This is a genomic window from Zafaria sp. Z1313, from assembly GCF_050563205.1.
GTDB lineage: Bacteria > Actinomycetota > Actinomycetes > Actinomycetales > Micrococcaceae > JAZDCJ01.
This window is the reverse complement of the sequence record NZ_JBNWUK010000010.1, coordinates 66,858-92,220: the sequence shown is the minus strand read 5'-3', so window position 1 is coordinate 92,220 and position 25,363 is coordinate 66,858. Positions and strand designations below refer to the sequence as shown.

The window sequence follows — 25,363 nt, the reverse complement described above, 5'->3', positions numbered from 1 at the left end:
ACCCATGGCAGCGACAGGCACCGCCACCCGGCCTCCGGCCCCCGCACCCCGACCCGCGCCGAAGCGCCGCACCCCGCGCGGACCCGACTCCGTCGTCGGAATCCTCGCCAAGATCGTTCTGCTCGGCCTCGTCGACGCCATCGCGGTGTTCGTGCTGTTCCAGCTGGCCGTCGCCGGCGAATGGCTCGTGTTCGGCATCAGCCTCGCGGTGACCCTCGTGGTCAACTGGATCTACCTGCGCCGCGGCGGCCTGCCCGCCAAGTACCTGGCGCCCGGCATCTTCTTCCTCCTGGTCTTCCAGGTGTTCGTCATGGTGTTCTCCACCTACATCGCGTTCACCAACTACGGCGACGGGCACAACTCCTCCAAGGAGGACGCCATCGCCTCCATCCAGCTCTCGGCGCAGGAGCGCGTCCCGGACTCGCCGCAATACGCGGCGAGCGTGCTGGACCGCGACGGGGAGCTGTTCCTCCTGGTCACCGACCCCGAGGGCAACGTCCGGCTCGGCGGGAACGAGCAGCCCCTCGAGGAGGCCGTACCCAACGCGACCGGGCCAACGGGCGCCGCGACCGGCGTCGACGGCTACACGACCCTGCAGTTCGCCGAGCTCCTGCAGCGCCAGCAGGAGATGTCCACCCTCTCCGTGCCCTTCAGCGACGACCCGGAGGACGGCTCGCTGCGCACCCCCGACGGCTCCACCGCGTTCGTCTTCAAGCCCAAGCTCTCCTACGACTCCGCCACGGACTCCTTCACGGACACCGTCACGGGCGTCGTCTACACCGACTCGGGCGAGGGCACCTTCGCCGCGCCCGACGGCTCAGAACTGTCCACGGGCTGGAAGATCAACGTCGGCTTCGAGAACTTCGTCCGCGCCTTCACCGACCCGAACCTGCAGGGCCCGCTCTTCCAGGTGGTGCTGTGGACGTTCGGCTTCGCCGTCCTGTCCGTCCTGACGACGTTCGCGCTCGGCCTCTTCCTGGCGATCGCGTTCAACCGGGCCGACCTCAAGGGCAAGCGCATCTACCGCGTCCTGATGATCCTGCCCTACGCGTTCCCCGCGTTCCTCTCCGGCCTGGTCTGGTCCGGCCTGCTCAATCCCGAGTTCGGCTTCATCAACAACGCACTGCTCGGCGGCGCGGCGATCCCGTGGCTGACCGACCCGTGGCTCGCCAAGTTCTCCGTGCTGCTTGTGAACCTCTGGCTCGGCTACCCCTACATGTTCCTCGTCTGCACCGGCGCGCTGCAGTCCCTGCCGGAAGAGGTGGACGAGGCCGCCCGCATGGACGGGGCCGGCCCGTGGACCGTCTTCCGCGCCATCAAGCTGCCGCTCCTGCTCGTCTCCCTGGCGCCCCTGCTCATCTCGAGCTTCGCGTTCAACTTCAACAACTTCAACGTCATCTACATGCTGACCGGCGGTGGCCCGCGCTTCGCCGACACGACGTTCGACATCGGCGCGACCGACATCCTGATCACCATGGTCTACAAGGTCGCGTTCGGCACCGGCACGGGCCGCGACTACGGCCTCGCGAGCGCCCTGGCGATCATCATCTTCGTCATCGTCGCGACCGTGTCCGCGATCAGCTTCCGCAAGACCCGCGCCCTGGAGGAGATCAACTGATGAGCACCACGACGCATCCCTCCACCCGCTCCGTCCCGCCCGCCGCGCCCCGCCTGCGCGCCGACGGCCAGCCGCGGATGGGCTTCGGCCGCTGGTTCCGCGAGAAGGGTTGGCGCCACCTCGTGGCCGTCCTCGCGACGCTCTTCTCGATCTTCCCGCTGCTCTACGTGCTCTCCGCCGCGCTGAACCCCACGGGCACCATGGCCGGGTCCGCGACCCTGTTCACCTCCATCGGGACGGGCAACTTCGAGGAGCTCTTCGCCAACCAGGAGCGCCCGTTCGCCAAGTGGTTCATGAACACCCTCGTCATCGGCATCACGACGAGCGCCCTGACCGTGTTCCTCGGCGCCCTGGCCGCCTACGCGTTCTCCCGCATGCGCTTCGCCGGCCGCCGCGTGGGGCTGCTCTCGCTCCTGCTGCTGCAGATGTTCCCGCAGCTGCTGACCGTCGTCGCGATCTTCCTGCTCCTGAACTACCTCGGCGACATCATCCCGGCGATCGGCCTGGGCAGCCAGCTCGGCCTCATCATGGTCTACCTCGGCGGCGCGCTCGGCGTGAACACCTACCTCATGTACGGGTTCTTCAACACCGTGCCGCAGTCGCTCGACGAGTCGGCCCGCATCGACGGCGCAAGCCATGTGCAGGTGTTCTTCCGGATCATCCTGCCCCTCGTGACGCCGATCCTCGCCGTCGTCGGCCTCTTGGCGTTCATCGGGATCTCGAGCGAGTTCGTGATCGCCTCCGTGGTGCTCACCGACCCCGACTCGCAGACCCTCGCCGTGGGCCTCTACTCCTACGTGGCCCAGCAGCGCAGCGAGAACTGGGGCGTGTTCGCCGCCGGCGCCGTGCTCGCGGCGATCCCGGTCATGGCCCTGTTCCTGTTCCTGCAGCGCTACATCACCTCCGGCCTGACCGCCGGCGGCGTCAAGGGATAGGCGGGCCGCGTCGCGGAACGTCACGCGGGTCACGGCCCGCACCGCCCGGCCGGGCTAGGATCGGCCTCGAGGGCACCGGGGCGCATCCCGGTCCCGGGCCGGGGGAGCCACCACAGATGGGGGATAACGCAGTGAACACGCAGCCACACCACGACGGTTCGGTCCTGTACGTCGACGATCCCGCGCCGGGCCTCGGCGACATCGTCGGCGTCCGCCTGCGGATCCCGGCGGGCTTCGGCCCCGTCGAGGGGGTGTGGCTGCGCAGCGTGCGGGACGCCGAGCCCCATTACGACGCCGCCGTCCGCCTCGGCGCGCACCCCGCCTCCGCCGCGGGGCACCCGGGGGCGGACGGGCGGGAGCCGGGCCCCGGCGTCGTACCCTCCGTTCCCGAGGACGGCTGGGAGTGGTGGCAGGCCCCCCTGACGATCGTCAACCCCGTGCAGAACTACCGCTGGCTCGTCCGTTCCGAGGGGCGCAACCACTGGATCAACGCGGCCGGCCACTCCACGCGCGACGTCCCGGACGTGCGCGACTTCCGGATCGGGACGCACGGCGCGCCCGCCGAGTGGGTGCGGCGCTCGGTCATGTACCAGGTGTTCCCGGACCGCTTCGCGCGCTCGGAGCAGGCCGACGCGCACCCCGTGCCCGAGTGGGCCCTCGCGTGCGACTGGAACACGACGCCCGTCATCGGCCAGGGGCCCCAGACGCCCTACCAGTTCTACGGCGGCGACCTGCCCGGCCTGCGCTCCAAGCTGGACCACATCGAGGCCCTCGGCGCCACGGTCGTGTACCTGACGCCGATGTTCCCGGCCCGCTCCAACCACCGCTACGACGCCTCCGACTTCTCCGGCGTGGACCCCCTGCTCGGCGGGGACGCGGAGTTCGTCAAGCTCATCCGGGAGATCCACGCCCGCGGGCTCAAGGTCATCGGCGACCTCACCACGAACCACTCCGGCGACGCCCACGAGTGGTTCCGCAACTCCCACCGCAACCCGGGCGCCCCGGAGTCCGAGTACTACTACTACGGGGAGGGCAACGAGGACTACGTCGCCTGGCTCGGCGTGGACTCGCTGCCCAAGTTCAACTGGAACTCGGAGGGGCTCCGGCGGCGGTTCGTGCTCGACGACGACTCGATGGCCGCGCGCTGGCTCAAGCCCCCGTTCAACCTCGACGGCTGGCGGATCGACGTGGGCAACATGACCGGGCGCATGGGCGCCGACGACCTGAACCACGAGGTCGCGGCCCTGCTGCGCGCGCGGATCCACGAGATCAAGCCCGACGCCATGCTGCTCGCCGAGTCGACGTCCGACGCCTCCGCCGATTTCCAGGGCGACACGTGGCAGGGTGCCATGACGTACACGAACTTCACGCGGCCGCTGTGGCAGTGGCTCGCGAGCGGCGAGGCGCCCGAGGGCTCCGACGGCGTGCGCCGGCCGTGGTACTTCGGGCTGCCCCAGGCCGGGCCGGACCGGATCGAGGCCGAGGACTTCCTCGCGACGCACCTGGACTTCGCCGCGGGCTTCCCGTGGACCGTGCGCCAGTGCAACATGAACGCGATCGACACGCACGACACCGCGCGGGCCGCGTCCGCCATGGTCCCGGGAGGCCAGGGCGTCGGCGTCTTCCTGCAGTTCACGCTGCCCGGGATCCCCATGGTGTTCATGGGCGACGAGTTCGGGCTCAAGGGATTCAACGGCGAGGACTCGCGGACGCCGATGCCGTGGGACGACCCCGCGCGCGTCCTCGAGGACCTGCGTCCCCTCTACGCGGACCTGGCCGGGCTGCGCAGCGGGCACCCCGCGCTCGTCGACGGCGGGATCCGCTGGGTCCACGCCGAGGGCGACGTCCTGGCCTTCGTGCGCGAGCACGCCGGAGGCTCGGTGCTCGTGGTGGCGGCGCGCGCCCCGTTCAGCGGGGTCGAGCTGCCGCTGGGCCTCGTCGGGCGGCCGGCGGGCGTCGATCCCGCGGGCCCGGACGCCGCGGCCCTCGCGCCGCTGGTCCACGTCGGCGGGGGGATCCACGCCGCGGTGCGCGGCGACGTCCTGGTGCTCGAGGGCAGCGGTCCGGCGGCCGCGGCGTACGCCCTCGACGGCATCCAGGCCCCCGCCCCCTGACCCCTCGCAGCCCCCAGCGCACTTTTAGCTTCAAGTTCCCGCGTTATGCCTGGTCAGCGCGATTGAGGCCGGGCTAAACCGCGCAGGACGGCCAAAAGGTGCGCTGGGTCGGGGCGGGCACGACGGCGGGGCGCTGGGTCGGGGCAGGCACGACGGCGATGCGCTGGGTCGGGCGGAGGCGACGGCGGCCGGGGCCTCAGTCCTCGGACGGGCGCAGGTCGACGACGTCGAGCACCTCGGTCGGTGGGTTGAGCATGATCGCGGCCTCGTCGCGCCGGTGCCGCAAGTGGTTCTCGATGTAGGAGGACACGGCGTCCTTCATGGGCACGTTCTTCCCGCCCTGCTCCGAGATGTACCAGCGGTGCTCCAGGACCTCGTGGACGATCTGCGCCGGCTCGAGCTTGCCGTGCAGCTCCTTGGGGATCGAGCCCGTGATGAACTCGAAGACGTCCTGCACCCAGATCGCGGCGGCCAGCTCCTCGTCCTTTTCCGGGTGCCGGCGCGCACGGAACGCGTCGATGTCGTTGAGCATCCGCCGCGCCTGCCATTCCTCGACGTCGAGCCCGGTGAGCCGGATGAGGCGGCGCTGGTGGTGCCCCGCGTCGACGACCTTCGGCTGGATCTGCAGCTGGCCGCCGTCGGGCGTCGTGCGCAGGGAGATCTCGTCGACGTCGAAGCCGAGGGCGTTGAGCCGCCGGATCCTCTCGTCCACGCGCCAGCGCTCGCCGGGGTCGAAGTCCTCCTGCTGGGTCAGTTCCGTCCACAGCCCACGGTAGCTGTCCATGATCTGCTCGCTCGTGGCCAGCGGGTCCACGGTGTCCTCGATGAGCCCGGCCTCCATGAGGTCCATGAGCTCCCCGGCGATGTTCACGCGCGCGATCTCGAGGTCGTACTCGCGCTGGCCCATGGACAGCTCCGGGTACAGCTCTCCCGTCTCGGCGTCGACGAGGTAGGCGGCGAAGGCCTCCGCGTCGCGGCGGAAGAGCGTGTTGGACAGCGAGACGTCGCCCCAGTAGAAGCCGGCGAGGTGCAGTCGGACCAGCAGGAGGGCCTGCGCGTCGATGAGCCGGGTCAGGGTCGAGCGTCGCAGCTTCTGCGAGAAGAGGGCGCGGTAGGGCAGGGAGTACTTCAGGTGCCGGGTAACGAGCACGGGGTCCAGTTCGCTGCCGTCGGGCGCGGTCCGTCCCGAGATGACGGCGACGGGCTCGACGCAGGGCACGCCGAGCCGGTTGAGCTTGCGCAGCATGTGGTACTCGTGCCGGGCGACGTGTTCGCCGGTCTCCTTGACGGCGATCACGGAGTCGCCGAGCAGGGCGAAGCGGACGATGTGCCGGGAGATGCCGCGGGGCAGCGCCGCCAGGTTGCGGGCGGGCCAGTCCTCGAGCCGGATGTGCCACGGCAGGTCGAGCAGGGCCGGATCGGAGGTTGCGGCGGTGATGTTCAGCGAGCCGGTCAGCCCGGTCGGCGGCTCCTCGACGACGCGCTCGCGGGGGAGCTTGCCGCGCTGGGCGTAGTCGGTGGGCTCGTTGTGCCAGGTGGCCTTGTGGCGGGTCATGGATCCAATGCTCCCTCATGGCGGCTGCTGCGCCCAGTACGACGGCGGCGGCCCCGCCTCCCGCTCGGGGGAGGCGCGGCCGCCGTCGGCTGCGGGTCAGGGCCGGCGGCCCTGTCGGTGTGGTGGTGCGCTACTCGGCCGGCGCCGGCTCTTCATCGACGAGCGCCTCGACGTCGGACAGCGAGGCCTGCGGGGTGCCGGCCGGGGACTCGTCGCCGAGGCGCAGGCCCGTCTGCGTGTCGAACAGGTGCACGTGGCCCGGGGTCGGGGTGACGTAGATGGTCTCGCCCTTGAACGGGGGCTTGCGGCCGTCGACGCGCACCACGATGTTGTGCTCGGTGCCGTCCAGGGTCGTGTGCCCGTAGACGTAGGCGTCGGCGCCGAGCTCCTCGACGACGTCGACCTCGACCGGCAGGCCCTCCCCGGACACGTCGAGGTCCTCGGGGCGGACGCCCAGGGTGACGGTCTTGCCGTGCGCCGAGGCGAGCGTGGACTGCTCCACCGGGTACACGGTGCCGCCGAACTGCACGCCGCCGGAGACCAGCGGAAGCTCGAGCAGGTTCATGGCGGGGGAGCCGATGAAGCCGGCGACGAAGACGTTCGCGGGGCGGTCGTAGAGGTTGCGCGGGGTGTCGACCTGCTGCAGGAGGCCGTCCTTGAGGACCGCGACGCGGTCGCCCATGGTCATGGCCTCGACCTGGTCGTGGGTGACGTAGACGGTCGTGACGCCGAGGCGGCGGGTCAGCGAGGCGATCTGGGTGCGGGTCTGCACGCGCAGCTTGGCGTCGAGGTTGGACAGCGGCTCGTCCATGAGGAAGACCTGCGGGGAGCGGACGATCGCGCGGCCCATGGCGACGCGCTGGCGCTGGCCGCCGGAGAGGGCCTTGGGCTTGCGGTCCAGGTACTGCTCGAGGTCGAGGAGCTTGGCGGCCTCCTCGACGCGGCGGCGGCGCTCGTCCTTGTCGACGCCGGCGATCTTCAGGGCGAAGCCCATGTTGTCCGCGACGGACATGTGCGGGTAGAGGGCGTAGTTCTGGAAGACCATCGCGATGTCGCGGTCCTTCGGCGGGACGTCCGTGACGTCGCGGTCGCCGATGAGGATGCGGCCGGAGTTGACGTCCTCGAGCCCGGCGAGCATCCGCAGGGAGGTGGACTTGCCGCAGCCGGAGGGGCCGACGAGGACGAGGAACTCTCCGTCCTGGATGTCCAGGTTCAGCGCGTCGACGGCCGGCTTCTGGGTGCCGGGGTAGAGGCGGGTTGCATTGTCAAAAGTGACAGAGGCCATGAATGATCAATCCCTTCACGGGCAGGTACGTGCCCGACGGTCCGTTGTGAATGGTGTCACAATCTTCGCACACGAAGGACCGTTTGGAGAAGGGCCGGGACGTCCCCGGTTCCGTCGAGCCGGAATCGGGCCGCCGTCTCGCCCGATCCGATCTTCACGCCGACGTCGCCGGGCCGCAGGACCTCGAACGCGCGCTCGTCGGTGACGTCGTCCCCCGCGAAGAGGACGGCGTCGGCCCCGGCGAGCTGTCGCAGCCACTCCAGGCCGGCGCCCTTGGTGGCGTGGATGACGGAGGATTCGAGCACGGCCTTGCCGTCGGTCAGCACGACCCCGTCGAGCTCCTCGAGCGCGGTCCGCCCCTCGGCGAGGGCCGCTGCGGCGACCGCGGGTGCGCACGTGCGGACGTGGAGTACGACGCCGGCCGGCTTGGCTTCCAGCGCGGCCCCGGGGTGGCGCGCGGCGACTTCCCCGAGCCGGGCGCGGACCTCGCGGAGCAGCTCGTGCTGACCGTCGGAGAGCTCGAGTCCGCCGCCGTCGGCCCCGTACGAGTCGGGCGCCCAGCGCTGCCCCCCGTGGCTGCCGACGAGCAGGACCGCCGGGCCGGGGGAGGCCGCGTGGCGCAGGCTCGCGAGGTCGCGTCCGGACAGCAGCGCCGCCGTCGTCCCCGGGGCCCCGGCCAGCTCCTCGAGCGCCGCCGCCGCGGCCGGGAGGGCCCGCGCGTCCTCGGGGCGGTCCACGAACGGGGCCATGGTGCCGTCGAAATCCATGGCCACGAGCAGGTGGGTGACGTCGCCGAGGCGCTCGATGGCCTGGGCGAGATCCGCGGGCAGCGTCATCACTCGCCCCCGCCCGCGAGGGAGTCGAGGAACGTGCGTTGCCAGCGGTCGACGTCGTTCGCGACGATCTGTCGGCGCATGATCCGCATGCGGCGGGCCGATTCCGCCTTCGGCATCCGCACGGCCTCCATGATCGCGGCCTTGAGCCGGTCGATGTCGTGCGGATTGACCACGATGGCGTGCTTGAGCTGGTCCGCGGCGCCGGCGAACTCGGAGAGGACCAGGGCACCGCGGTTGTCGGCGTGGGCCGCCACGTACTCCTTGGCCACGAGGTTCATGCCGTCGCGCAGGGCCGTGACGAGCATGACGTCGGCGGCCAGGTACAGGGCGACCATCTCCTCGATCGGGTAGCTGTGGTGGAGGTAGCGGACCGCGGTGTGGCTCATCGTGTCGTACTCGCCGTTGATGCCGCCGACGGTGCGCTCGACCTCCTCGCGCAGGGCGATGTAGTGGTCCACGCGCTCCCGCGAGGGGCTCGCGACCTGGACGAGCGTGGCCTCGCCGACCGCGAGGTCGCCGTCGGCCAACAGCTCGCCATAGGCCTTGATGCGGTGCCGGATGCCCTTGGTGTAGTCGAGGCGGTCGACGCCCAGCAGGATCGTCTCCGGGTTCCCGAGCTCGGTCCGGATCTCCCGTGAACGCGCCTGGACGGCCGGGTCCTCGGCGAGCCGGGCGATCTGCGAGGAGTCGATCGAGATCGGGTGCGCCTCGGCCCGGGCCGTCCGGCGCGGGGTGCCGTCCTCGTCCTGGACGTGGATGGTCTGGGACTTCACGGTGTAGCCGACGTAGCGGCGCACGCAGCGCAGGAAGTTGTTGGCGTCGGACTGGCGCTGGAAGCCGATCAGGTCCGCGCCGAGCAGGCCATCGAGGACCTGGCGCCGCCACGGCAGCTGGGCGAAGATCTCGAGCGGCGGGAAGGGGATGTGGTTGAAGAAGCCGATCTTCAGGTCGGGGCGGTCCGCGCGGAGCATCTGGGGCACGAGCTGCAGCTGGTAGTCCTGGACCCAGACCGTGGCGCCCTCCTCGGCCGTCGCCGCGGTCGCGTCGGCGAAGCGCCGGTTGACCTCGCGGTAGCGGTCCCACCACGTGCGGTGGAACTCCGGAGCGGCGATGACGTCGTGGTAGAGCGGCCACAGGGTCGAGTTGGAGAAGCCCTCGTAGTAGAGCTGGACGTCGTCATGGGAGAGCGGCACGGGGACCAGGTGCATGCCGGCCTCGTCGAAGGGCTCGAGCTCCTCGTCGGGCGCGCCGTGCCAGCCGACCCACGCGCCGTCGGCGCTCGCCATGACCGGGGCCAGGGCCGTCACGAGCCCGCCGGGGGACCGCTTCCACTCGCCGCCGTCCCCGCCGGGGGCGACCCGGTCGACCGGGAGCCGGTTGGCGACCACGACGAAGTCGTAGCCGCCGGGTGCGGGGCTCGTGGATGGGGCGGATTCCTTGCGTGGCACCGGTGCCTCCTGGAGTGAACGGACCTACCTCTGTGATCCCGAGCCTATTACGTATCCACCGGCCACGCCCGGCGCCGCGGTCCGGACGCTGGACTAAGCTGGCACGAGGACAACCGCGGAACGCGACACAGTAAGGACCACCACCCATGGCAGCGAATGGACCCCGGCCGACCAAGGTGCAGCGGACGGCCGATGCGCGCGAGCAGGCCCGCAGGATGGCCGAGCAGCGGGCCGCCTCCGAGAAGCGCAAGTCCCTCCTGGTCAAGCTCGGCGTCGTCGCGGCCGTCGTCGTCATCATCGCGATCGTCGCCGCGATCGTGATCCAGAACCGCGTCAACGAGGTCGCCGACTCCGGCCCGATCCCGGCCGGCGGCAACGAGCACGGCGGCATCACGCTGGTCTCCGACACGGCCGTCGCGGACACCGCCGGGGGCACCGCGGACACCACGGCGCTGCCCCCGCTGCCGGACGAGCAGGGCGCACCGGATCCGTCCGGGCTCGATGCCGACGCGGATCCGACGCAGATCGTGCTCTACGTGGACGTCAATTGCGTCCACTGCGCCGACTTCGAGGGCGCCTTCGGCGAGCAGCTGAAGACCTGGGCGGCCTCCGGCGAGGCGACCGTCGAGTACCGCAACGTCGCCTTCCTGGACCGCAGCTCGCCCACGAACTACTCCTCGCGCGGCGCGAACGCCCTGGCCTGCGTCGCCCAGGAGGCGCCGGCGTCGTACTTCTCCTTCGCCCAGGCCGTGTTCGCCCACCACAGCGAGGGGGAGATGAGCAACAACGAGCTCACCCAGCTCGCGCGGGACAACGGGGCCGAGATCGAGTCCTGCGTCAAGGACGGCACCTTCCGCCCGTTCGTCGCCCAGACCACGCACCTGGCGCAGGTCGAGCAGATCCCCGGCACCCCGAGCGTGTGGGTCGCCGGCCAGGTCTGGGACCCCAACGCCGAGCCCGACTTCCAGGCCTGGGCGCAGGGCCTGATCGACGGCTAGCCGCCGCCGCACCCGCGGCGCCGCCCACCGGAGCACCGGTGGGCGGCCCCGCCGTTTCCGCGGCGGCCGCGGCGTCGGATACCCTTGGTGACGCCGGACCGCGAGGCCCGGCATGCCTCCTTAGCTCAGTTGGCCAGAGCACCTGTCTTGTAAACAGGGGGTCACCGGTTCGAATCCGGTAGGGGGCTCCACTCCGGTTCCGCGGGAGCGGCGGCCTTCCTTCCCGCCGTCGGGACCTTGCCGCGCGAAACCGCGGCTTCTGGACGATTCGCCGTCCACTGGACGCGGTTTCGTCCAGGCGCCGCGGTCCGGTGGGAGCGGGTCCCCGAGGAGGCGCCCGGCCGCCCCGGCCACCTACCCCGCGGCGAGGGCGTCGATCGCGAGCCGCGCGTAGAGCGCCGCGCCGTCGGCGAGCACGGCATCGTCGAACACCGCGTAGGGGGAGTGGTTGAACGCCGCCGCCTCGTGGTCCGCCCCGGCGGGGACGGCGGAGAGGAACAGGAACGCCCCGGGCACCTCGGCCAGCACGCGGGAGAAGTCCTCGCTCCCGGCCAGCGGATGCGGCATCTCGACGTAGCGCTCCGGCCCGAGCAGCTCCGCGGCGCTCGACCGCGCGGCCTCCAGCCGTCCGGCGTCGTTCACGGTCACCGGGTATTCCTCCCGGTACTCCACCTCCACGTCCTGCCCGTGGGCCGCGGCGATCCCCTCGAGCAGGCGCGGCACGGCGGACTGCAGCTGCTCCCGCGCCTCGCGCGAGAACGTCCGCACGGTCGCCTCGAACCGCGCCGAGTCCGGGATGATGTTGCGCTGCGTGCCCGCCTGGAAGACGCCGACGGTGACCACCACGGGATCGAAGACGTTGAACTGGCGCGTGATCAGGGTCTGCAGCGCGGTGACCATCTCGGCGGCGCACGCCACGGGGTCCTTGGCCCGCTGCGGCGTGGACCCGTGGCCGCCGGCGCCGCGCACCGTGACGAACAGGCCGTCGGAGGCGCTCATGAGCGTCCCGGGCCGGGACAGCAGCGTCCCGCCCGGGGCGAGCGCGCTGGCCACGTGCAGGCCGAACGCCGCGCGGGGGCGCGGTCCGGCGGCCCCGAGGACGCCCTCGGCGATCATCTTCCCGGCGCCGTCGTGCCCTTCCTCGCCGGGCTGGAACATCAGCACGACGTCCCCCGCCAGGGATTCCCGCCGAGCGGCGAGGAGGCTCGCGGCCCCGGCGAGCATCGCGGTGTGCAGGTCGTGCCCGCAGGCGTGCATCCGCCCCTCGATCCGGGACGCGTAGGGCACGCCCGTGCGTTCCTGGACCGGCAGGGCGTCCATGTCGCCGCGCAGCAGGACGACGCCGGGGCCGGCCCCCGCCCCGCCCGTCGCCTCCGCTGCCGTCCCCGGCTCCGCACCGGCGTCGTCCGCGGCACCCTGAGGCACGGCGTCCGCCGACGCCTCCGCCGCCCCGGACATCCGCCCGGTCCCGCGCAGCACGGCCGTCACGGAACTGAGCCCGCGCCCGGTGGAGACCTCGAAGCCGAGCCCGTCGAGCCACGCGAGCACCTTCTCCTGCGTCCGCGGCAGTTCGAGGCCGAGCTCGGGCTCGCGGTGCAGGCGGTGCCGCAGATCTGTGATGCCGGGGCCCAGGGCGCGGGCGTCGTCGAGGAGGGACGTGGTCAGGTCTGCCGAGCTGCTCATGCCCCCAGACTAGGGGCCACGTCGCCGCCGCAGAAGGGGCAGGGTGGTCGGGCGGCGTCACGGAATTGCCGGAGCGCGCGGGCGCGGGTAGACCTGAGACATGACAGACGTCCTACCTCCCGCCGCGCCCGTCTTCGCCCAGCAGGTCCTGGCCTCCCGCGGCGTCGGCGGCCACCGGCAGTACCGGATCCCCGCGCTCGCCGTCAGCAACGCCGGCACGGTCCTGGCGGCGTACGACGGGCGCCCGAACCTCGACGACCTGCCCAACACCATCGACCTGCTCTTGCGGCGCAGCACCGACCACGGACGCACGTGGGGCGCGCAGCAGACCCTGCGGACCGGGACCGGGCTGCAGGGCTTCGGCGACCCGAGCCTGCTCGTGGACCGGCGGACCGGGCGGATCTTCTGCTTCCACGCGGCCGGCACGCACGCCGGCTTCTTCGAGGCCGTCGAGGGGCTCGAGCCGGAGGCCGCCGTGCAGCACGTGGACGTGTCCGTCTCCGACGACGACGGGGCCACGTGGACCCACCGACGCCTCACCGCGCAGCTCAAGCGGCCCGGGATCACGGGGATCTTCGCGGCCGCCGGGGCGGGCATCCAGCTCGACGCCGGGCCGCACGCCGGCCGCCTCCTGCAGCAGATGGTCCTCCTGCTCGACGGCGTCATCCGGGCGGCGAGCGCGTTCTCGGACGACGGCGGCGAGACGTGGGAGCTCGGCGAGCCGATCCCGGGCGAGGCGAACGAGAACAAGGCGGTCTGTCTCTCCGACGGCACGGTCCTGCTCCATTCCCGCGCGCCCGGGCGGCGGCTCGGGGCGGTCTCGACCGACGGCGGTCGGAGCTACTCGCCGCCCGCGGCGATCGGGACCCTGCCGGATCCCGGGGACAACGGCTCCGTACTGCGCCTGCGCGCCGGCGGCCCCGGCCGGGACGTCCTGCTCGCCACCAACAACCGGGATGAGGCCCTGCGGCGCAACACCGTCCTGAGCGCCTCGGACGACGCCGGGGCCTCCTGGGCGCCGGTCGCCACCGTGTGCGCGGGCTCGTCCGGGTACTCGACGGCGGCCGTCCTCGCCGACGGATCGCTCGGCGTGCTGTACGAGCGGCACGGCTACAGCGAGATCGTCTTCGCCCGGCTGCCGGCCGCGGCGCTGGAGCCCGCCGCGCTCGCGGCGGCCGCGCGGGACTACGTGGACGACGACGGCGGCGAGTTCACGCTGGTCCTGCGCTCGATCACCCCGGGGCGTCCGGCACGGTGGACCGATGTCGGGGAGTCCCACGTCCTGGGCGGTGGCCCGGGGGAGTGGGGCGTGCACACGTGGAAGGAGATCGGCCAGGGCTACGGGGAGCAACCGCAGGTCCTGGGCACGCGCGAGGCGCAGGACGCCAACTACGGCCCGCCCGCCCCGGGGCTGAGGGCGGGGGACATCCTGGCCTTCACCGCGCGGTTCCGGAACCGGCGCGCCCACGCCGTGGACGCCGTCTTCACGGGGGACTTCGACGGGCGCGGCGCGGACGGACGCGTGGCCGGCTTCGAGGACCGGGGGTGCCCGCCGGACGGGGAGCTGCTCTACTTCACGCCCCTGCACACGGTGACGGAGTCCGAGGCGGCGTCGGGGGAGGTCGTGGTGCGGGCCGGAGTCGTCGCCGGCGGACGCACCTGGGTGCGCACGGTCCGGATCGACGCGTCCACGGGCGCGGTCGCCGAGGAGGGGTCGGCGTAGGGGGCGCTGATTTGGCGGCTCCGCGCCGCCTCCGGTAACCTTGCGTGGTACGCCTGCGCGGCGCACGCGCGGTTCCTTAGCTCAGTTGGTTAGAGCGCTCGCTTCACACGCGAGAGGTCGCTGGTTCGAGTCCAGTAGGAACCACCCCACGAAAAGGCCCCCGGAATCCGGGGGCCTTTTCCACACCCCTCCCCAGCGCACTTTTAGGTTCAACAACCCAGAAAAGGCCTGGTCAGGCTCATTTCCGGCGCGCAAACACGCGCAGGACGCCCCAAAGGTGCGCTGGGAGTGGGCGGCCGGGGACCTACTCGGCCGTGGCGCGCTCGGCCAGGAGCTCGTCCACGAGGGGCTTGACCCGGGTCCCGAGCAGCTCGATGCTGCCCATGATGGCCGAGTGGGGAAGCGTCCCGGCGCTGAGCTTCAGGTCCAGCCGCTGCACTCCCAGGCCCGAGGCGATGTCGGCGATCTTCCGCGCCACGGTCTCCGGGCCCCCGACCACGAGGTTGCCCTCGGGCGAGGCCGCGGCCTCGAAGCGGCCGCGCGAGTACGCGGGCCAGCCGCGCTCGCGGCCGAGCTTGTCCATCTGCGCGCGGTAGTGGGGCCACAGCGCCTCCTTGGCCTCCTCGTCGCTCGCCGCCACGAAGCCGTGCAGGTGCGCGCCCACGGGCTGCGCCGCGTGGCCGAACTCCTCGAGGGTGCGCCCATAGAGCTTGACGAAGGGCTTGAACGCGAGCGGGTCGCCGCCGATGATCGCGAGCATCAGCGGCAGCGAGTGCCGGGCGGCGCGGACCACGGATTCGGGGCTGCCGCCGACGCCGACCCACGCGCGCATGCCGTGCTCGGTCCGCGGGTAGACCTCCTGCGCGTGCAGGGCGGAACGCGTCGAGCCGCTCCACGTCGTCGGGCCGGGCCGGAGCAGCTTGGCCATGAGGGCGAGCTTCTCCTCGAAGAGCACTTCGTAGTCGGAGAGCTCGTAACCGAAGAGCGGGAACGACTCGATGAAGGAACCGCGGCCGAGGATGAGCTCCGCCCGGCCGCCGGAGATCCCGTCGACGGTCGCGAAGCGCTGGAAGACGCGCACGGGGTCGTCGGAGCTGAGCACGGTGACGGCCGAGCCGAGCTTGATCGCCGAGGTCCGCGAGGCGATCGCGCCCAGGACCACCTCGGGGGCGGACACGGCGTAGTCCGGACGGTGGTGTTCGCCGACGCCGAAGAAGTCGAGCCCCGCCTGGTCGGCGAGGACGCCTTGTTCGACGACGTCTCGCAGCACCTGCGCGTCGCTCTCCGGCGTGCCGTCGGCTCCGGCCGTGATGTCCCCGAACGTCTCGACCCCGAGCTCCAGTGTTCCGCCCATGCCGCTTCCCTGCCTTCCATGCTCCGGCCAGCGCCGGTTTGTATGCGTTTGCATGGATAACTGCGGGTTCCGCGGAACTATTCCCGAACAGGACGACGCCGGGGCCCCGCCCCGCTCAGCCGGCGCGGCCCAGCGGCTTCGCGGGCCACCACAGCCGGTCGCCGAGCTCGTAGGCGAGAGCGGGGACCAGGAGGCTGCGGACGACGATCGTGTCCAGCAGCACGCCGAACGCCACGATGAACCCGAGCTGGACCAGGAACAGCACCGGCAGCACGCCGAGCGCCGCGAACGTCGCGGCGAGGACGAGCCCCGCGGACGTGATGACCCCGCCGGTGGCGCGCAGCCCGCGCAGGATCCCGGGCCGCGTCCCGTGGGTCCGCGCCTCCTCGCGGACGCGGTGCATCAGGAAGATGTTGTAGTCCACGCCGAGGGCCACGAGGAACACGAACGCGTAGAGCGGCACGGAGGCGTCGGCCCCCGGGAAGCCGAGGATTCCGTTGAAGACGAGGGCGGAGACGCCGATCGCCGTGCCGAAGGACAACACCGTGCTGGCCACGAGCAGCAGCGGGGCGACGATCGAGCGCAGGAGCACCACGAGGATCAGCGCGATCACGCCGAGCACGAGCGGCATGATGGTCCACCGGTCCTGCATGGCGGCGTCGCGCGTGTCCAGAGCGACGGCGGTCTCGCCGCCGACGAGCACCTCGCCGCCGTAGGCCGGGGCGTCGAACGCGTCGCGCAGCCGCTCGACGGTCGCCTCGGCGGCGGGGGACTGGGGCGCGTCGAGCAGGGTGGCCGTGAACAGGAGCCGGCCGTCGGCCTCGAGCGGGCCGGAGACCAGTGCGACGCCGGGGTCGGACTCGAGTGCGGAGCCCACCCCGGTGCCGAGGTCCTCGGGCGCGACGACGAGCGTCGGGCTGCCGGTGCCGGCCGGGAAGTGTCCGGCGAGGACCTGTTGGCCCGCCGCAGAATCCGTCGCGCCGATGACGAAGTCCGTCTGGGCGATCCCGTCGGCCTTGAACTGCGGGACGGCGAGGCAGCCCGCGAACAGCACGAGGGCGGTCGCGATCCACACGGTGCGCGGCCGGCGCGCCACGAGCCGCGCGACGCCGGCCCACAGCCCGCGCCCGGCCGCCGTCCGGCGGGCGCCGCCTGCCGCGGGCGCAGTGCAGGTTCCGGCCGGGGTGCCGGTCCCGGGGGTCCCCCGGCGCGCGGTGCCGTCGAGGGCGGAAGGCGCGGCCCCGGCGTCGTCCCGGGTCGCGGCCGCGGCGTCCGGGCGCGGGACGAGCGGCCAGTAGGCGGTGCGCCCTGCCCACAGCAGCAGGGCCGGCAGCAGGGTCAGCGCGGCGAGCATCGCGAACCCGATCCCGAGCGCCGCGACGGGGCCCATGGCGCGGTGCGAGTTCAGCTGGGAGAGCATGAGGCACAGCAACCCCGCGATGACGGTCCCGCCGGAGGCGGCGACGGGGCCGACCACGGCCCGCCAGGCGGCCTTCGTGGCCTCCCAGCCACGCGCGTGGCGGGCGAGCTCGGAACGGTAGCGCGCCACGTAGAGCAGGGCGTAGTCGGTGGCCGCGCCGACCACGAGGATCATCAGGATGCCCTGCGTCTGCCCGCTCAGGGTCAGGACGTCGGCCCGGGCGAGAGCGACAGCGACCGCCATCGCCGCCGTGAGCGCCGCGACCGATGTCCCCAGCACCATGAGGGGCAGGAGCGGCGAGCGGTAGACGGCCACGAGGATCAGCAGCACCACGCCGAGGGCCGTGAGCAGCAGGAGCCCGTCGAGCCCCGCGAACGCGCCGCCGATGTCGGCGCTCAGGCCCGCGGGCCCGGCCACGTACACCTGGACGCCGTCCACGGGGTGGTCGGCGAGGAACGCGCGCAGCGCCTCCACCGTCTCCCGCGGCTTGAGCTCCGTGCCGTCCGCGGCGGCCGTCTCGAGCGGCACCGACGACACGGCGGCGAGCCCGTCCTCGCTGGGCCGGGCGGGGGACACGGCGCCCTCCAGGACGACATCGAGCCCCTGCACGCCCGCCAGGACGTCCGCGATGCCGGCGCGCTGGTCCGTCCCGAGCCCGTCCGGGGCGTGGAAGACGAGCGTGGCGGGCAGCGCGTCGACGTCCCGGAAGGAGTCCTGCAGCCCGTGGACGAGGGTCGCCTCGGCGCTCGCCGGGAGGTGCTCGGCAGGGTCGTTGACCGAGACCGCGGAGGCCTGGCCGAAGGCGCGGCCGCCGAGCGCCAGGACGACGAGCCAGGCCACGATCAGCACGGCGGGGACGAGGACGCGCAGCCAGCGCGCCGGGCCGTGGGCCGCGTGCGGCCGGGGCGAGCCGGTCCCGCGGGGCGGGGCGGTGGATTCGAGGGTGGTCATGGGGCCCTTTCCGGTGGTTGTCGAAGCGTCGTTTTCGACGCTATGAGGGGGCCGCCGGGCGCGGATCAACCGAACGGTTGAGGGCTCGTGTGAGGTGGCTATCACCGGGCCGGGGCGGCCGGGTTTCCGGCGGTACAGTGGAGTGAGCCAGCGCCCGCAACGGACCGGAGGAGGAGCGCTCGTGTCCCACCCGGACGCACCCCGTCAGACGCACGGCGACGGCGCCGCGGCGGATCCGGATCCGCACGCCGTCTCGATGCCGCGGATCACCACGGCGGAGATGAAGCGGCCCCTGCCGCGCCCCGCGGGCGGCGCCGTCCTGGCGGGCGGCAGCGCCGAGCTGCCCGGCTCGCCCGACGACCGGTCCAAGACGGAGCCCGATTGGGACGGCGCCGAGGCAGCGGCTTCCCCGGGGCCGGATTCCGGGAACGCGGAGTACGACGCCGCAGCCGCCTCCGCGGAGGCCGCCGCCCTCGCCGCGGCCCAGTGGGGGACGGGCGCCGTGGACCTCTCGGCGGCCCCGCCGAGCGACCCGAACCTCCCCGACGCCGCGCGCCGCGCCGCCGCGCAGACGGCCGAACCGGTCTCGACCGCCCTGCCGATCGTCGACGCGCCGGCCGCCGGGCGCGCGGGCCGCGCCGGCCGTCCCCCCAAGGCGCGCCCCAAGACCGGCCGTCTCCGGCAGGTCCCGCGCCGGCCCGGCACCGGCACCGCCCCCACCGTTCCGGTCGACGCGGCCCCGAGGACGGGGCCGCGGCCCACCCCCGGGGCGCGGCGCATGCTGGCCCGGCTCATGGAGACCGAGGCCCCGCCGACGCAGGCGTTCTCGATCGTGGACCGGCTCGTCGGCAGCCCCTACGCCAACCCCACGATCCAGGTCGGCGCCCAGGACGCGAGCGCCCGCAAGACGCTCGAGTTCGCGCTCGACCTCGCCGAGGCCATGTTCCGCTACGGCGCCGGCGCCCTCGAGGCGGAGACGAGCATCATCGCCGTCACCGCCTCGCTCGGGCTGCGCAACGTCGACGTGGACATCACCAACCAGTCGATCCACCTCAACTACGCCCCCGCGGACCAGGTGCCCATCAGCATCCTGCGCGTCGTCCGTTCCTGGACGAGCAACTACGCGGGGCTCGCGCTCCTGCACCAGCTCGTCTCCGACATCGTCGCGGGCGGCGTGACGCGGCAGCAGGCCGTGGACCGGCTGCAGGACATCACGCGGCGCCCCAAGCCCTTCCCGCGCTGGATGGTCACGGCCGCCGGCGGGGGCTTCTCGGCGATGTTCGTGATGTTCATCGGCGGCTCCTGGGTCGGCGCGCTCGTGGCGTTCGCGTCGTTCGGCCTCGTGGCGCAGGCGATGAAGACGACGGCGAAGTGGCGCGTGCCGGAGTTCTTCTCCATCGCGTTCGGCTCGCTCGTGATCACCGCGATCGCCATGGTGCTGTGGGCGTTCAAGGTCCCCATCTCCCCGGCGATCGTCGTGGCCGGCGGGATCATGCTGCTGCTGCCGTCGTCGCGGTTCGTCTCCTCCGTGCAGGACGCCATCAACGGCTTCCCCGTCACGGCGGCAGGCCGTTTCTTCTCCGCCCTGCTGATCTACGCCGCCATCATCTCCGGCATCATGACCGCCCTGGTCCTGGGCTCGATGGCCGGCGTCGAGGACCTCGACGTGACGCAGATCGACCGGGTCGCCTATCCCTGGTGGCTCCTGGTGCTCTTCGTCGGGGCGGCGGTGCTCTGCGGGGCGGTGTTCGAGCAGACCGCGCGGAACCTGCTGCTGCCGACCGCGGGCGTGGCGCTGCTCGGCTACCTCGCGATGCTCGGCGTGCAGGCGCTCGGCGTCGGCGACCGGCTCACGCCCGCCATCGCCGCCGCCGTGGTCGGCGCGGCCGGGCGCTGGGTGGCCCTGCGCATGGGCGCCCCGCAACTCGTGGTCGCCGTCCCGGCGGTCGTGTTCCTGCTCCCCGGCCTGATGATCTTCCGGGCCATGTACGGGATCACGATCGACGCGGCCGACATGTCCGAGGGCCTGATCGGCATGTTCAACGCCTTCACGATCATCCTCGCGATCGCCGGCGGCGTCGTCCTCGGCGACACGGTGGCCCGCCCGCTGACCAAGGGCTGGAACTCGCACGAGCGCCGGCGCATCCGCCGCCGCTGAGCTGCTGGATCGACCGCGGGCCGGGCCCGGCACGGAGCGCCGCCTCGGGAGGCGCCGCCGGCGCGGTCCGCGGACGGACTACGCGGGCAGGCGCCAGTCCACGGGATCCGCGCCCTGTTCCGCGAGCAAGGCGTTCGCCCGCGTGAACGGCTTCGAGCCGAAGAATCCCCGCCGCGCGGACAGCGGCGAGGGATGCGCGGAGGCGAGCACCGGCGTCGTACCGAGCAGGGGAGCGAGCTCCTGGGCCTGCCGGCCCCACAAGACGGCCACGAGCGGGCCGCCCCGCGCCGCGAGGGCGGCGACGGCCGCGTCGGTGATCCGCTCCCAGCCCAGCCCCCGGTGGGACCCGGCCCCGCCCGCGGCGACCGTGAGCACGCGGTTCAGGAGCAGCACGCCCTGGTCCGCCCACGCGGACAGGTCCCCGTGCGGCGGGGCCGGGACCCCGGCGTCGTCCTCCAGCTCCCGGTAGATGTTTGCGAGGCTGCGCGGCAGCGGGCGGACGTGGCGGTCGCACGCGAAGGCGAAGCCGATCGCGTGGCCCGGCGTCGGGTACGGGTCCTGGCCCACGATGAGGACGCGGACGTCGGCGAGGGGGCGGGAGAAGGCCCGCAGGACGAGCCCCCCGGGCGGGAGGACCTGCTCGCCGGCCGCCCGGCGCCCGTCGAGGAGTTCGCGGACCGTCCGCAGTTCGTCCGCGACGGGCGCGAGCGCGGCCTCCCAGTCCGCGGCCAGGCCGAACGCCTCGTCCGCCGCGGAGGAGCCGGGCGGGCCGGGCGGCAGCCACTCCGGGAGGGGCAGGGGAGGGTCCTGAGGGGTGTGGGTCATGGCTCCCATTCTGCGGGCCCGGGCCGCCCGCGCGGCAAATGACATCAATGTGATTCGCCATTACCATGGAGGGCAGTGCCCCGTCGGGGCGCCCGGACCGGACACGGGGAGAGAGGTGCAGCATGGCCGCGCAGGCGATCGAGCTCGAGTTCACGCTGGACGAGTCGAGCACCCTCGACGAGCGCGAACAGCGCATGCTCGCCCTCGAGCGGCAGTGGTGGAAGTACGCCGGTGCCAAGGAGCAGGCCGTCTCCGAGCTGTTCGGCCTCTCGGCGACCCACTACTACCAGCTGCTCAACGCCCTGATCGACACCGAGGCCGCGCTCGCGCACGACCCGATGCTGGTCAAGAGATTGCGTAGACTACGTTCAACCCGGCACCGGGCCCGGAGCGCGCGCAGGCTGGCCTCCGAGGCCTAGGAGCCCCGAGGACCGACGACCACCAAGGACGGGCATGAGCAAGTACCCCAGCGACGAGTTCGACAGGGTTCCCGAATTCGCCGAACGCCAGGGAGTCCACCGCGCCGACGTGGCCGGTACGCGCCCGGGGCGTTCCGGCCTGGCGCTGCTCCTCGGCGTCGGCCTCCTCGCGCTCCTCGTCGGCGTCTTCTCCTTCACCATCCTGCCGCAGTTCGTGGGGCAGCAGGCCGCGGCCCCGGGCTCCGGCACAAGCGCGCCCGGCAGCACCGGCGCCGCCGAATCGACGGACGAGGGCAACGGCGCCGGGGACGGGCCCACCGACTCCGCCGATCCGTCCGACGCGGAACCCGGGCCCTCGGACGCCACCGGCGAGCCCGCGGACGAATCCACCGACCCGGCCGATCCCTCCGACGAGGGCTCCGAGCCGGCCGACCCCTCCGGCGAGCCGACGGACGAGGCGTCCGAGACGCCGTCCGTCGTGGACCGCTCACTGGCCGTCGGCGTCTACAACGGCTCCGGCCGCGGAGGCCTGGCCGCCTCCGGCGCCGCCACGGTGCGCGGTGCGGGGTTCACGAGCGTCAGCGCGTCGAACTGGGTCCGGCAGGAGGGCTTCTCGGCCGTCTACTACCGGACGGACTCCTCCCGGGCCACCGCGGAGCAGGTCGCGGCGGCCCTCGGGATCACCACGGTCTTCCAGACGGAGAACATCCCCGTGGAGATCAGCGCCGTCCTCGGCTCCAACTACGGCCGGTAGCCGCCGGTTCCCACGATAAGCCGCAACGGGCTTGCACTCTCCGGCGGAGAGTGCCAATAATTGGTTTAGCACTCGGACGTCGCGACTGCTAAGTGTTGTGCCGGCCCAGCCGCCGCACGCCGCACCGCGGACGCCTCGGGTGAGCATCGGATCTTTCGCAGCGAGGAGACGGGGCGGCGTCCGGATGACGCCAGCCGGTCTCCGTCCGTCGCGGGCGCTGCCTCAGGTCCACCCACACGCATGACCGTCCCGAAAGGACCACAAGCCACCATGGCCAAGTTGATTGCATTTGACGAGGAAGCACGCCGCGGCCTCGAGCGCGGCCTGAACACCCTGGCCGACGCCGTGAAGGTGACCCTGGGCCCGCGCGGCCGCAACGTCGTCCTGGAGAAGAAGTGGGGCGCCCCCACGATCACCAACGACGGCGTCTCCATCGCCAAGGAGATCGAGCTCGAGGACCCGTACGAGAAGATCGGCGCGGAGCTCGTGAAGGAGGTCGCCAAGAAGACCGACGACGTCGCGGGCGACGGCACGACCACCGCCACCGTCCTCGCGCAGGCCCTCGTCAAGGAAGGCCTCCGCAACGTCGCCGCCGGCGCCGATCCGCTCTCGCTCAAGCGCGGCATCGAGAAGGCCGTCGAGGCCGTCACCGCCGAGCTGCTCTCCTCCGCCAAGGAGATCGAGACCAAGGAGCAGATCGCCGCGACCGCGTCGATCTCCGCCGGCGACACCCAGATCGGCGAGCTCATCGCCGAGGCGCTGGACAAGGTCGGCAAGGAAGGCGTCATCACGGTCGAGGAGTCCAACACCTTCGGCCTGGACCTCGAGCTCACCGAGGGCATGCGCTTCGACAAGGGCTACATCTCGGCCTACTTCGTCACCGACGCCGAGCGCCAGGAGACGGTCCTCGAGGATCCGTACATCCTGATCGTCAACTCCAAGATCTCCAACGTGAAGGACCTCGTCGCGGTCCTGGAGAAGGTCATGCAGTCCGGCAAGCCGCTGCTGATCATCGCCGAGGACATCGAGGGCGAGGCCCTGGCCACGCTCGTCGTGAACAAGATCCGCGGCCTGTTCAAGTCCGTCGCCGTCAAGGCCCCGGGCTTCGGCGACCGCCGCAAGGCCATGCTGGCCGACATCGCCATCCTCACGGGCGGCCAGGTCATCTCCGAGGAGGTCGGCCTCAAGCTCGAGACCGCCACCCTGGACCTCCTGGGCCAGGCCCGCAAGGTCGTCGTGACCAAGGACGAGACCACCATCGTCGAGGGTGCCGGCAACGCCGAGGAGATCGCGGGCCGCGTCAGCCAGATCCGCGCCGAGATCGAGAACTCCGATTCCGACTACGACCGCGAGAAGCTGCAGGAGCGCCTCGCCAAGCTGGCCGGCGGCGTCGCCGTCATCAAGGCCGGTGCCGCGACGGAGGTCGAGCTCAAGGAGCGCAAGCACCGCATCGAGGACGCCGTGCGCAACGCCAAGGCCGCCGTGGAGGAGGGCATCGTCGCCGGTGGCGGTGTGGCCCTCATCCAGGCCGGCGAGCGTGCCTTCGCCAAGCTCGCCGTCGAGGGCGACGAGGCCACGGGCGCGAACATCGTCAAGGTCGCCATCGAGGCCCCGCTGAAGCAGATCGCCTTCAACGCCGGCCTGGAGCCGGGCGTCGTCGCCGACAAGGTGAAGGGCCTCGAGGCCGGCCACGGCCTCAACGCCGCCACCGGCGTCTACGAGGACCTGCTCGCCGCCGGCGTGAACGACCCGGTGAAGGTCACGCGCTCCGCGCTGCAGAACGCCGCGTCGATCGCCGGCCTGTTCCTCACCACCGAGGCCGTCGTCGCCGACAAGCCGGAGAAGGCCGCTCCGGCCCCGGGTGGCGACGAGATGGGCGGCATGGGCGGCTTCTAGCCCGTCCGCGCCCCGCGCAGACCAGTGCCGCGCCGCGGTCCCCTTCCACGGGGGCTGCGGCGCGGCCGTTTAATCCTTCAGCCGGCCGGCGCCTCGAGGCGGCGGAGCTCGTCGGCAAGGTTCCGGCGCGCCGCGGACTCCCACCACCGGCGTGCGCTCGGCGTGGAGTACAGGGTGGGCGCCGCCAGGAGCGTGCGCAGGACGGCGGCCCGGCCGGTGCGGAACGCGGCGTCCTCGACGTGGGCGTAGTCCCGGCGCACGGCGTCGGCATAGCGCAGGTAGGCCGCCGGATCCCGCCCCAGGACCTCGAGGTCGGCGTCGCACAGCAGGCGGGCGGCGGCGTCGTCCGCCTCCGGCCGGTGGGAGGCCGTGGCACGCACGAGGCGCGCCGTCTCCTCGACCTCGCGCGCCGGGAGGCCGGCCCCGCCGAGCAGCTGCGCGGCCAGGTCGGCCGAGTCCTCCTCGTCCCGGCCCGGGACGCCCTCGTAGACGGCATCGTGGAACCAGGCCGCGAGCCGGACGGCGCGCGGGAAGGGGCCCTCGGGCTCGCCGGCGCCGGCAAGCCGCTCGATGCCGCGCAGCACGGACATCAGGTGGGTGCGGTCGTGGTAGTGGCGGTGGGGCTCGGCCCAGCGTCCCAGCAGTTGTTCCCCGACGCCGCTCCCGCCGGGCAGGAGCCGCTCCCAGTGGTCCAGCAACACCGGATCCAGCCTCTCGGGACGCTGGCGGGCCGGGACCCGCAGGCCGCTGCGCACGAGGCGGCGCACGAGTTCCGTGGCCGTCACCGGCACGGCGCCGAGCTCCACGAGCCCCGCGTGGCGCCGCTCGGGGACGTCGTAGTGGTCGCGGTCGAACGCGCGCTCGGGCAGGCCGGCCGCCAGCGCGAAGGCATGCAGCTCCTCGAGGGACGCGTCGGAGACGAGGTGGGAGAACATCGTCCCGTGGGCGGGCCAGAGGGGCGGATCGATCAGGATGGCCATGGAGGCCAGAGTAGTCCCCGCCGCGGCCGGGAACGGGCGGCCGCGGCGGAAGCGCGGCTAGTAGGTGAACATGCTCGCGTTGGCGGCCTCTGCGTCGTCGTACTGCTGCGAGGCGCGCGCCAGGGCGGTGTTGATGCCCGTGAGCGACTCCTCCACCTTGAGCTGGGTGGCCCGCCAATCGGCGATCACGGACTGGAAGTTCGCGGCCGCGGCGCCCTGCCACGTCGACTCCAGCTCGCGCAGGCTGCCCTGCATGGTGTTGACCTCAGCGCGGAGGCGTTCGATGGTCCCCTGGACGGCCAGGGCCTTGTTGCGCATCTCGGTGGTGTTGGCGGCGAAGTTGCCCATGGTTTCCCCTTGCTCTCGACGCCGGCCGGCGGTGCGTCCCGCGGCCGGCGGCACCGGGCGGTG

The 25,363-nt window shown here is 72.6% G+C and carries 19 protein-coding genes and 2 tRNA genes; 11 read left to right on the top strand and 10 right to left on the bottom strand.

What is annotated here, in order from left to right; translation table 11 throughout:
- The first annotated feature begins 4 nt into the window (after positions 1 to 4).
- The 3 genes from ACQ3I4_RS11050 (at position 5) to ACQ3I4_RS11040 (ending at position 4,667) form a co-directional block, all read left to right on the top strand.
- Positions 5 to 1,618: an ABC transporter permease subunit gene (locus tag ACQ3I4_RS11050; protein WP_430633546.1), complete on the top strand. Its 1,614-nt coding sequence runs from the start codon at positions 5 to 7 to the stop codon at positions 1,616 to 1,618.
- A 77-nt stretch (positions 1,619 to 1,695) separates the two neighbouring features.
- The gene (locus ACQ3I4_RS11045; RefSeq protein ID WP_329863482.1) at positions 1,696 to 2,553 is read left to right on the top strand and encodes a sugar ABC transporter permease; all 858 of its coding nucleotides are present in this window, start codon (positions 1,696 to 1,698) and stop codon (positions 2,551 to 2,553) included.
- Positions 2,554 to 2,684: 131 nt separating this feature from the next.
- Positions 2,685 to 4,667, top strand: a complete 1,983-nt coding sequence (locus tag ACQ3I4_RS11040; protein WP_430633545.1) for a glycoside hydrolase family 13 protein — start codon at positions 2,685 to 2,687, stop codon at positions 4,665 to 4,667.
- Between the two features lie 196 nt (positions 4,668 to 4,863).
- Here ACQ3I4_RS11040 and ACQ3I4_RS11035 read toward each other — a convergent pair whose 3' ends face one another.
- The 4 genes from ACQ3I4_RS11035 to ACQ3I4_RS11020 all read right to left on the bottom strand — a co-directional run bounded on the left by ACQ3I4_RS11035 (position 4,864) and on the right by ACQ3I4_RS11020 (position 9,791).
- Entirely contained in the window at positions 4,864 to 6,222 is a 1,359-nt protein-coding gene (locus tag ACQ3I4_RS11035; RefSeq protein ID WP_329863473.1) for a DUF4032 domain-containing protein, read from the bottom strand.
- Positions 6,223 to 6,352: 130 nt separating this feature from the next.
- Positions 6,353 to 7,507: an ABC transporter ATP-binding protein gene (locus tag ACQ3I4_RS11030; protein ID WP_329863474.1), complete on the bottom strand. Its 1,155-nt coding sequence runs from the start codon at positions 7,505 to 7,507 to the stop codon at positions 6,353 to 6,355.
- Between the two features lie 56 nt (positions 7,508 to 7,563).
- Positions 7,564 to 8,343, bottom strand: coding sequence for a trehalose-phosphatase (gene otsB / locus ACQ3I4_RS11025; RefSeq protein WP_329863476.1), 780 nt, complete (start codon positions 8,341 to 8,343; stop codon positions 7,564 to 7,566).
- Positions 8,343 to 9,791 carry an alpha,alpha-trehalose-phosphate synthase (UDP-forming) gene (locus ACQ3I4_RS11020; protein WP_430633544.1) on the bottom strand — a complete coding sequence of 483 codons (1,449 nt, stop codon included), beginning with the start codon at positions 9,789 to 9,791 and terminating at the stop codon, positions 8,343 to 8,345. The genes otsB and ACQ3I4_RS11020 overlap by 1 nt, the downstream gene beginning before the upstream one ends.
- A 146-nt stretch (positions 9,792 to 9,937) precedes the next feature.
- Between ACQ3I4_RS11020 and ACQ3I4_RS11015 the strand changes: the two genes are divergently transcribed.
- Both ACQ3I4_RS11015 and ACQ3I4_RS11010 read left to right on the top strand, forming a co-directional pair.
- Positions 9,938 to 10,789 carry a DsbA family protein gene (locus ACQ3I4_RS11015; protein ID WP_430633543.1) on the top strand — a complete coding sequence of 284 codons (852 nt, stop codon included), beginning with the start codon at positions 9,938 to 9,940 and terminating at the stop codon, positions 10,787 to 10,789.
- A gap of 114 nt (positions 10,790 to 10,903) precedes the next feature.
- A tRNA-Thr gene (locus ACQ3I4_RS11010) sits at positions 10,904 to 10,980 on the top strand.
- A 163-nt stretch (positions 10,981 to 11,143) separates the two neighbouring features.
- On the opposite strand, the gene ACQ3I4_RS11005 is transcribed toward ACQ3I4_RS11010, so the two are convergent.
- Entirely contained in the window at positions 11,144 to 12,472 is a 1,329-nt protein-coding gene (locus ACQ3I4_RS11005; protein ID WP_329863484.1) for a M20 metallopeptidase family protein, read from the bottom strand.
- A 100-nt stretch (positions 12,473 to 12,572) separates the two neighbouring features.
- On the opposite strand from ACQ3I4_RS11005, the gene ACQ3I4_RS11000 reads away from it, so the two are divergent.
- Both ACQ3I4_RS11000 and ACQ3I4_RS10995 read left to right on the top strand, forming a co-directional pair.
- Positions 12,573 to 14,195, top strand: coding sequence for a sialidase family protein (locus ACQ3I4_RS11000; RefSeq protein ID WP_430633542.1), 1,623 nt, complete (start codon positions 12,573 to 12,575; stop codon positions 14,193 to 14,195).
- Between the two features lie 70 nt (positions 14,196 to 14,265).
- Positions 14,266 to 14,339: transfer RNA gene (locus tag ACQ3I4_RS10995), tRNA-Val, on the top strand.
- A gap of 160 nt (positions 14,340 to 14,499) precedes the next feature.
- Here the strand turns inward: ACQ3I4_RS10995 and ACQ3I4_RS10990 are convergent.
- Both ACQ3I4_RS10990 and ACQ3I4_RS10985 read right to left on the bottom strand, forming a co-directional pair.
- The gene (locus ACQ3I4_RS10990) at positions 14,500 to 15,549 is read right to left on the bottom strand and encodes an LLM class flavin-dependent oxidoreductase (protein ID WP_430633541.1); all 1,050 of its coding nucleotides are present in this window, start codon (positions 15,547 to 15,549) and stop codon (positions 14,500 to 14,502) included.
- 115 nt (positions 15,550 to 15,664) lie between these two features.
- A complete protein-coding gene (locus ACQ3I4_RS10985) occupies positions 15,665 to 17,920 on the bottom strand; it encodes an MMPL family transporter (RefSeq protein ID WP_430633540.1) in 2,256 nt (751 codons plus the stop codon).
- A gap of 181 nt (positions 17,921 to 18,101) precedes the next feature.
- Here ACQ3I4_RS10985 and ACQ3I4_RS10980 point away from each other — a divergent pair, with 181 nt between their 5' ends.
- Positions 18,102 to 20,078 (top strand): threonine/serine ThrE exporter family protein, encoded by a 1,977-nt coding sequence (locus ACQ3I4_RS10980; protein ID WP_430633539.1) that lies wholly within the window; start codon positions 18,102 to 18,104, stop codon positions 20,076 to 20,078.
- Positions 20,079 to 20,156: 78 nt separating this feature from the next.
- Here the strand turns inward: ACQ3I4_RS10980 and ACQ3I4_RS10975 are convergent, their stop codons facing one another.
- The gene (locus ACQ3I4_RS10975; RefSeq protein ID WP_430633538.1) at positions 20,157 to 20,903 is read right to left on the bottom strand and encodes a uracil-DNA glycosylase; all 747 of its coding nucleotides are present in this window, start codon (positions 20,901 to 20,903) and stop codon (positions 20,157 to 20,159) included.
- A 122-nt stretch (positions 20,904 to 21,025) separates the two neighbouring features.
- Here ACQ3I4_RS10975 and ACQ3I4_RS10970 point away from each other — a divergent pair, with 122 nt between their 5' ends.
- The 3 genes from ACQ3I4_RS10970 (at position 21,026) to groL (ending at position 23,972) form a co-directional block, all read left to right on the top strand.
- Complete coding sequence (locus ACQ3I4_RS10970; RefSeq protein ID WP_329863495.1) at positions 21,026 to 21,322, top strand: DUF3263 domain-containing protein; 297 nt, start codon at positions 21,026 to 21,028, stop codon at positions 21,320 to 21,322.
- Between the two features lie 34 nt (positions 21,323 to 21,356).
- Positions 21,357 to 22,076, top strand: a complete 720-nt coding sequence (locus tag ACQ3I4_RS10965) for a LytR C-terminal domain-containing protein (protein WP_430633537.1) — start codon at positions 21,357 to 21,359, stop codon at positions 22,074 to 22,076.
- 270 nt (positions 22,077 to 22,346) lie between these two features.
- On the top strand, positions 22,347 to 23,972 hold the full coding sequence (gene groL, locus ACQ3I4_RS10960; RefSeq protein ID WP_329863498.1) for a chaperonin GroEL: 1,626 nt from the start codon (positions 22,347 to 22,349) through the stop codon (positions 23,970 to 23,972).
- 77 nt (positions 23,973 to 24,049) lie between these two features.
- Here the strand turns inward: groL and ACQ3I4_RS10955 are convergent, their stop codons facing one another.
- Both ACQ3I4_RS10955 and ACQ3I4_RS10950 read right to left on the bottom strand, forming a co-directional pair.
- Entirely contained in the window at positions 24,050 to 24,952 is a 903-nt protein-coding gene (locus ACQ3I4_RS10955) for a DUF4031 domain-containing protein (protein WP_430633536.1), read from the bottom strand.
- A 57-nt stretch (positions 24,953 to 25,009) separates the two neighbouring features.
- The gene (locus tag ACQ3I4_RS10950; protein WP_329863184.1) at positions 25,010 to 25,300 is read right to left on the bottom strand and encodes a WXG100 family type VII secretion target; all 291 of its coding nucleotides are present in this window, start codon (positions 25,298 to 25,300) and stop codon (positions 25,010 to 25,012) included.
- Positions 25,301 to 25,363 lie beyond the last annotated feature (63 nt).

Bases quoted from the DNA above. Each gene is read 5' to 3' on its own strand.
- ACQ3I4_RS10990 (WP_430633541.1), bottom strand. From the start codon at position 15,549: ATGGGCGGAACACTGGAGCTCGGGGTCGAGACGTTCGGGGACATCACG.
- otsB (WP_329863476.1), bottom strand. From the start codon at position 8,343: ATGACGCTGCCCGCGGATCTCGCCCAGGCCATCGAGCGCCTCGGCGAC.
- ACQ3I4_RS10950 (WP_329863184.1), bottom strand. From the start codon at position 25,300: ATGGGCAACTTCGCCGCCAACACCACCGAGATGCGCAACAAGGCCCTG.
- ACQ3I4_RS11000 (WP_430633542.1), top strand. From the start codon at position 12,573: ATGACAGACGTCCTACCTCCCGCCGCGCCCGTCTTCGCCCAGCAGGTC.
- ACQ3I4_RS11015 (WP_430633543.1), top strand. From the start codon at position 9,938: ATGGCAGCGAATGGACCCCGGCCGACCAAGGTGCAGCGGACGGCCGAT.
- ACQ3I4_RS11045 (WP_329863482.1), top strand. From the start codon at position 1,696: ATGGGCTTCGGCCGCTGGTTCCGCGAGAAGGGTTGGCGCCACCTCGTG.
- ACQ3I4_RS10985 (WP_430633540.1), bottom strand. From the start codon at position 17,920: ATGACCACCCTCGAATCCACCGCCCCGCCCCGCGGGACCGGCTCGCCC.
- ACQ3I4_RS10955 (WP_430633536.1), bottom strand. From the start codon at position 24,952: ATGGCCATCCTGATCGATCCGCCCCTCTGGCCCGCCCACGGGACGATG.
- ACQ3I4_RS10965 (WP_430633537.1), top strand. From the start codon at position 21,357: ATGAGCAAGTACCCCAGCGACGAGTTCGACAGGGTTCCCGAATTCGCC.
- ACQ3I4_RS11035 (WP_329863473.1), bottom strand. From the start codon at position 6,222: ATGACCCGCCACAAGGCCACCTGGCACAACGAGCCCACCGACTACGCC.
- ACQ3I4_RS11050 (WP_430633546.1), top strand. From the start codon at position 5: ATGGCAGCGACAGGCACCGCCACCCGGCCTCCGGCCCCCGCACCCCGA.
- ACQ3I4_RS10975 (WP_430633538.1), bottom strand. From the start codon at position 20,903: ATGACCCACACCCCTCAGGACCCTCCCCTGCCCCTCCCGGAGTGGCTG.
- groL (WP_329863498.1), top strand. From the start codon at position 22,347: ATGGCCAAGTTGATTGCATTTGACGAGGAAGCACGCCGCGGCCTCGAG.
- ACQ3I4_RS10970 (WP_329863495.1), top strand. From the start codon at position 21,026: ATGGCCGCGCAGGCGATCGAGCTCGAGTTCACGCTGGACGAGTCGAGC.
- ACQ3I4_RS11005 (WP_329863484.1), bottom strand. From the start codon at position 12,472: ATGAGCAGCTCGGCAGACCTGACCACGTCCCTCCTCGACGACGCCCGC.
- ACQ3I4_RS11030 (WP_329863474.1), bottom strand. From the start codon at position 7,507: ATGGCCTCTGTCACTTTTGACAATGCAACCCGCCTCTACCCCGGCACC.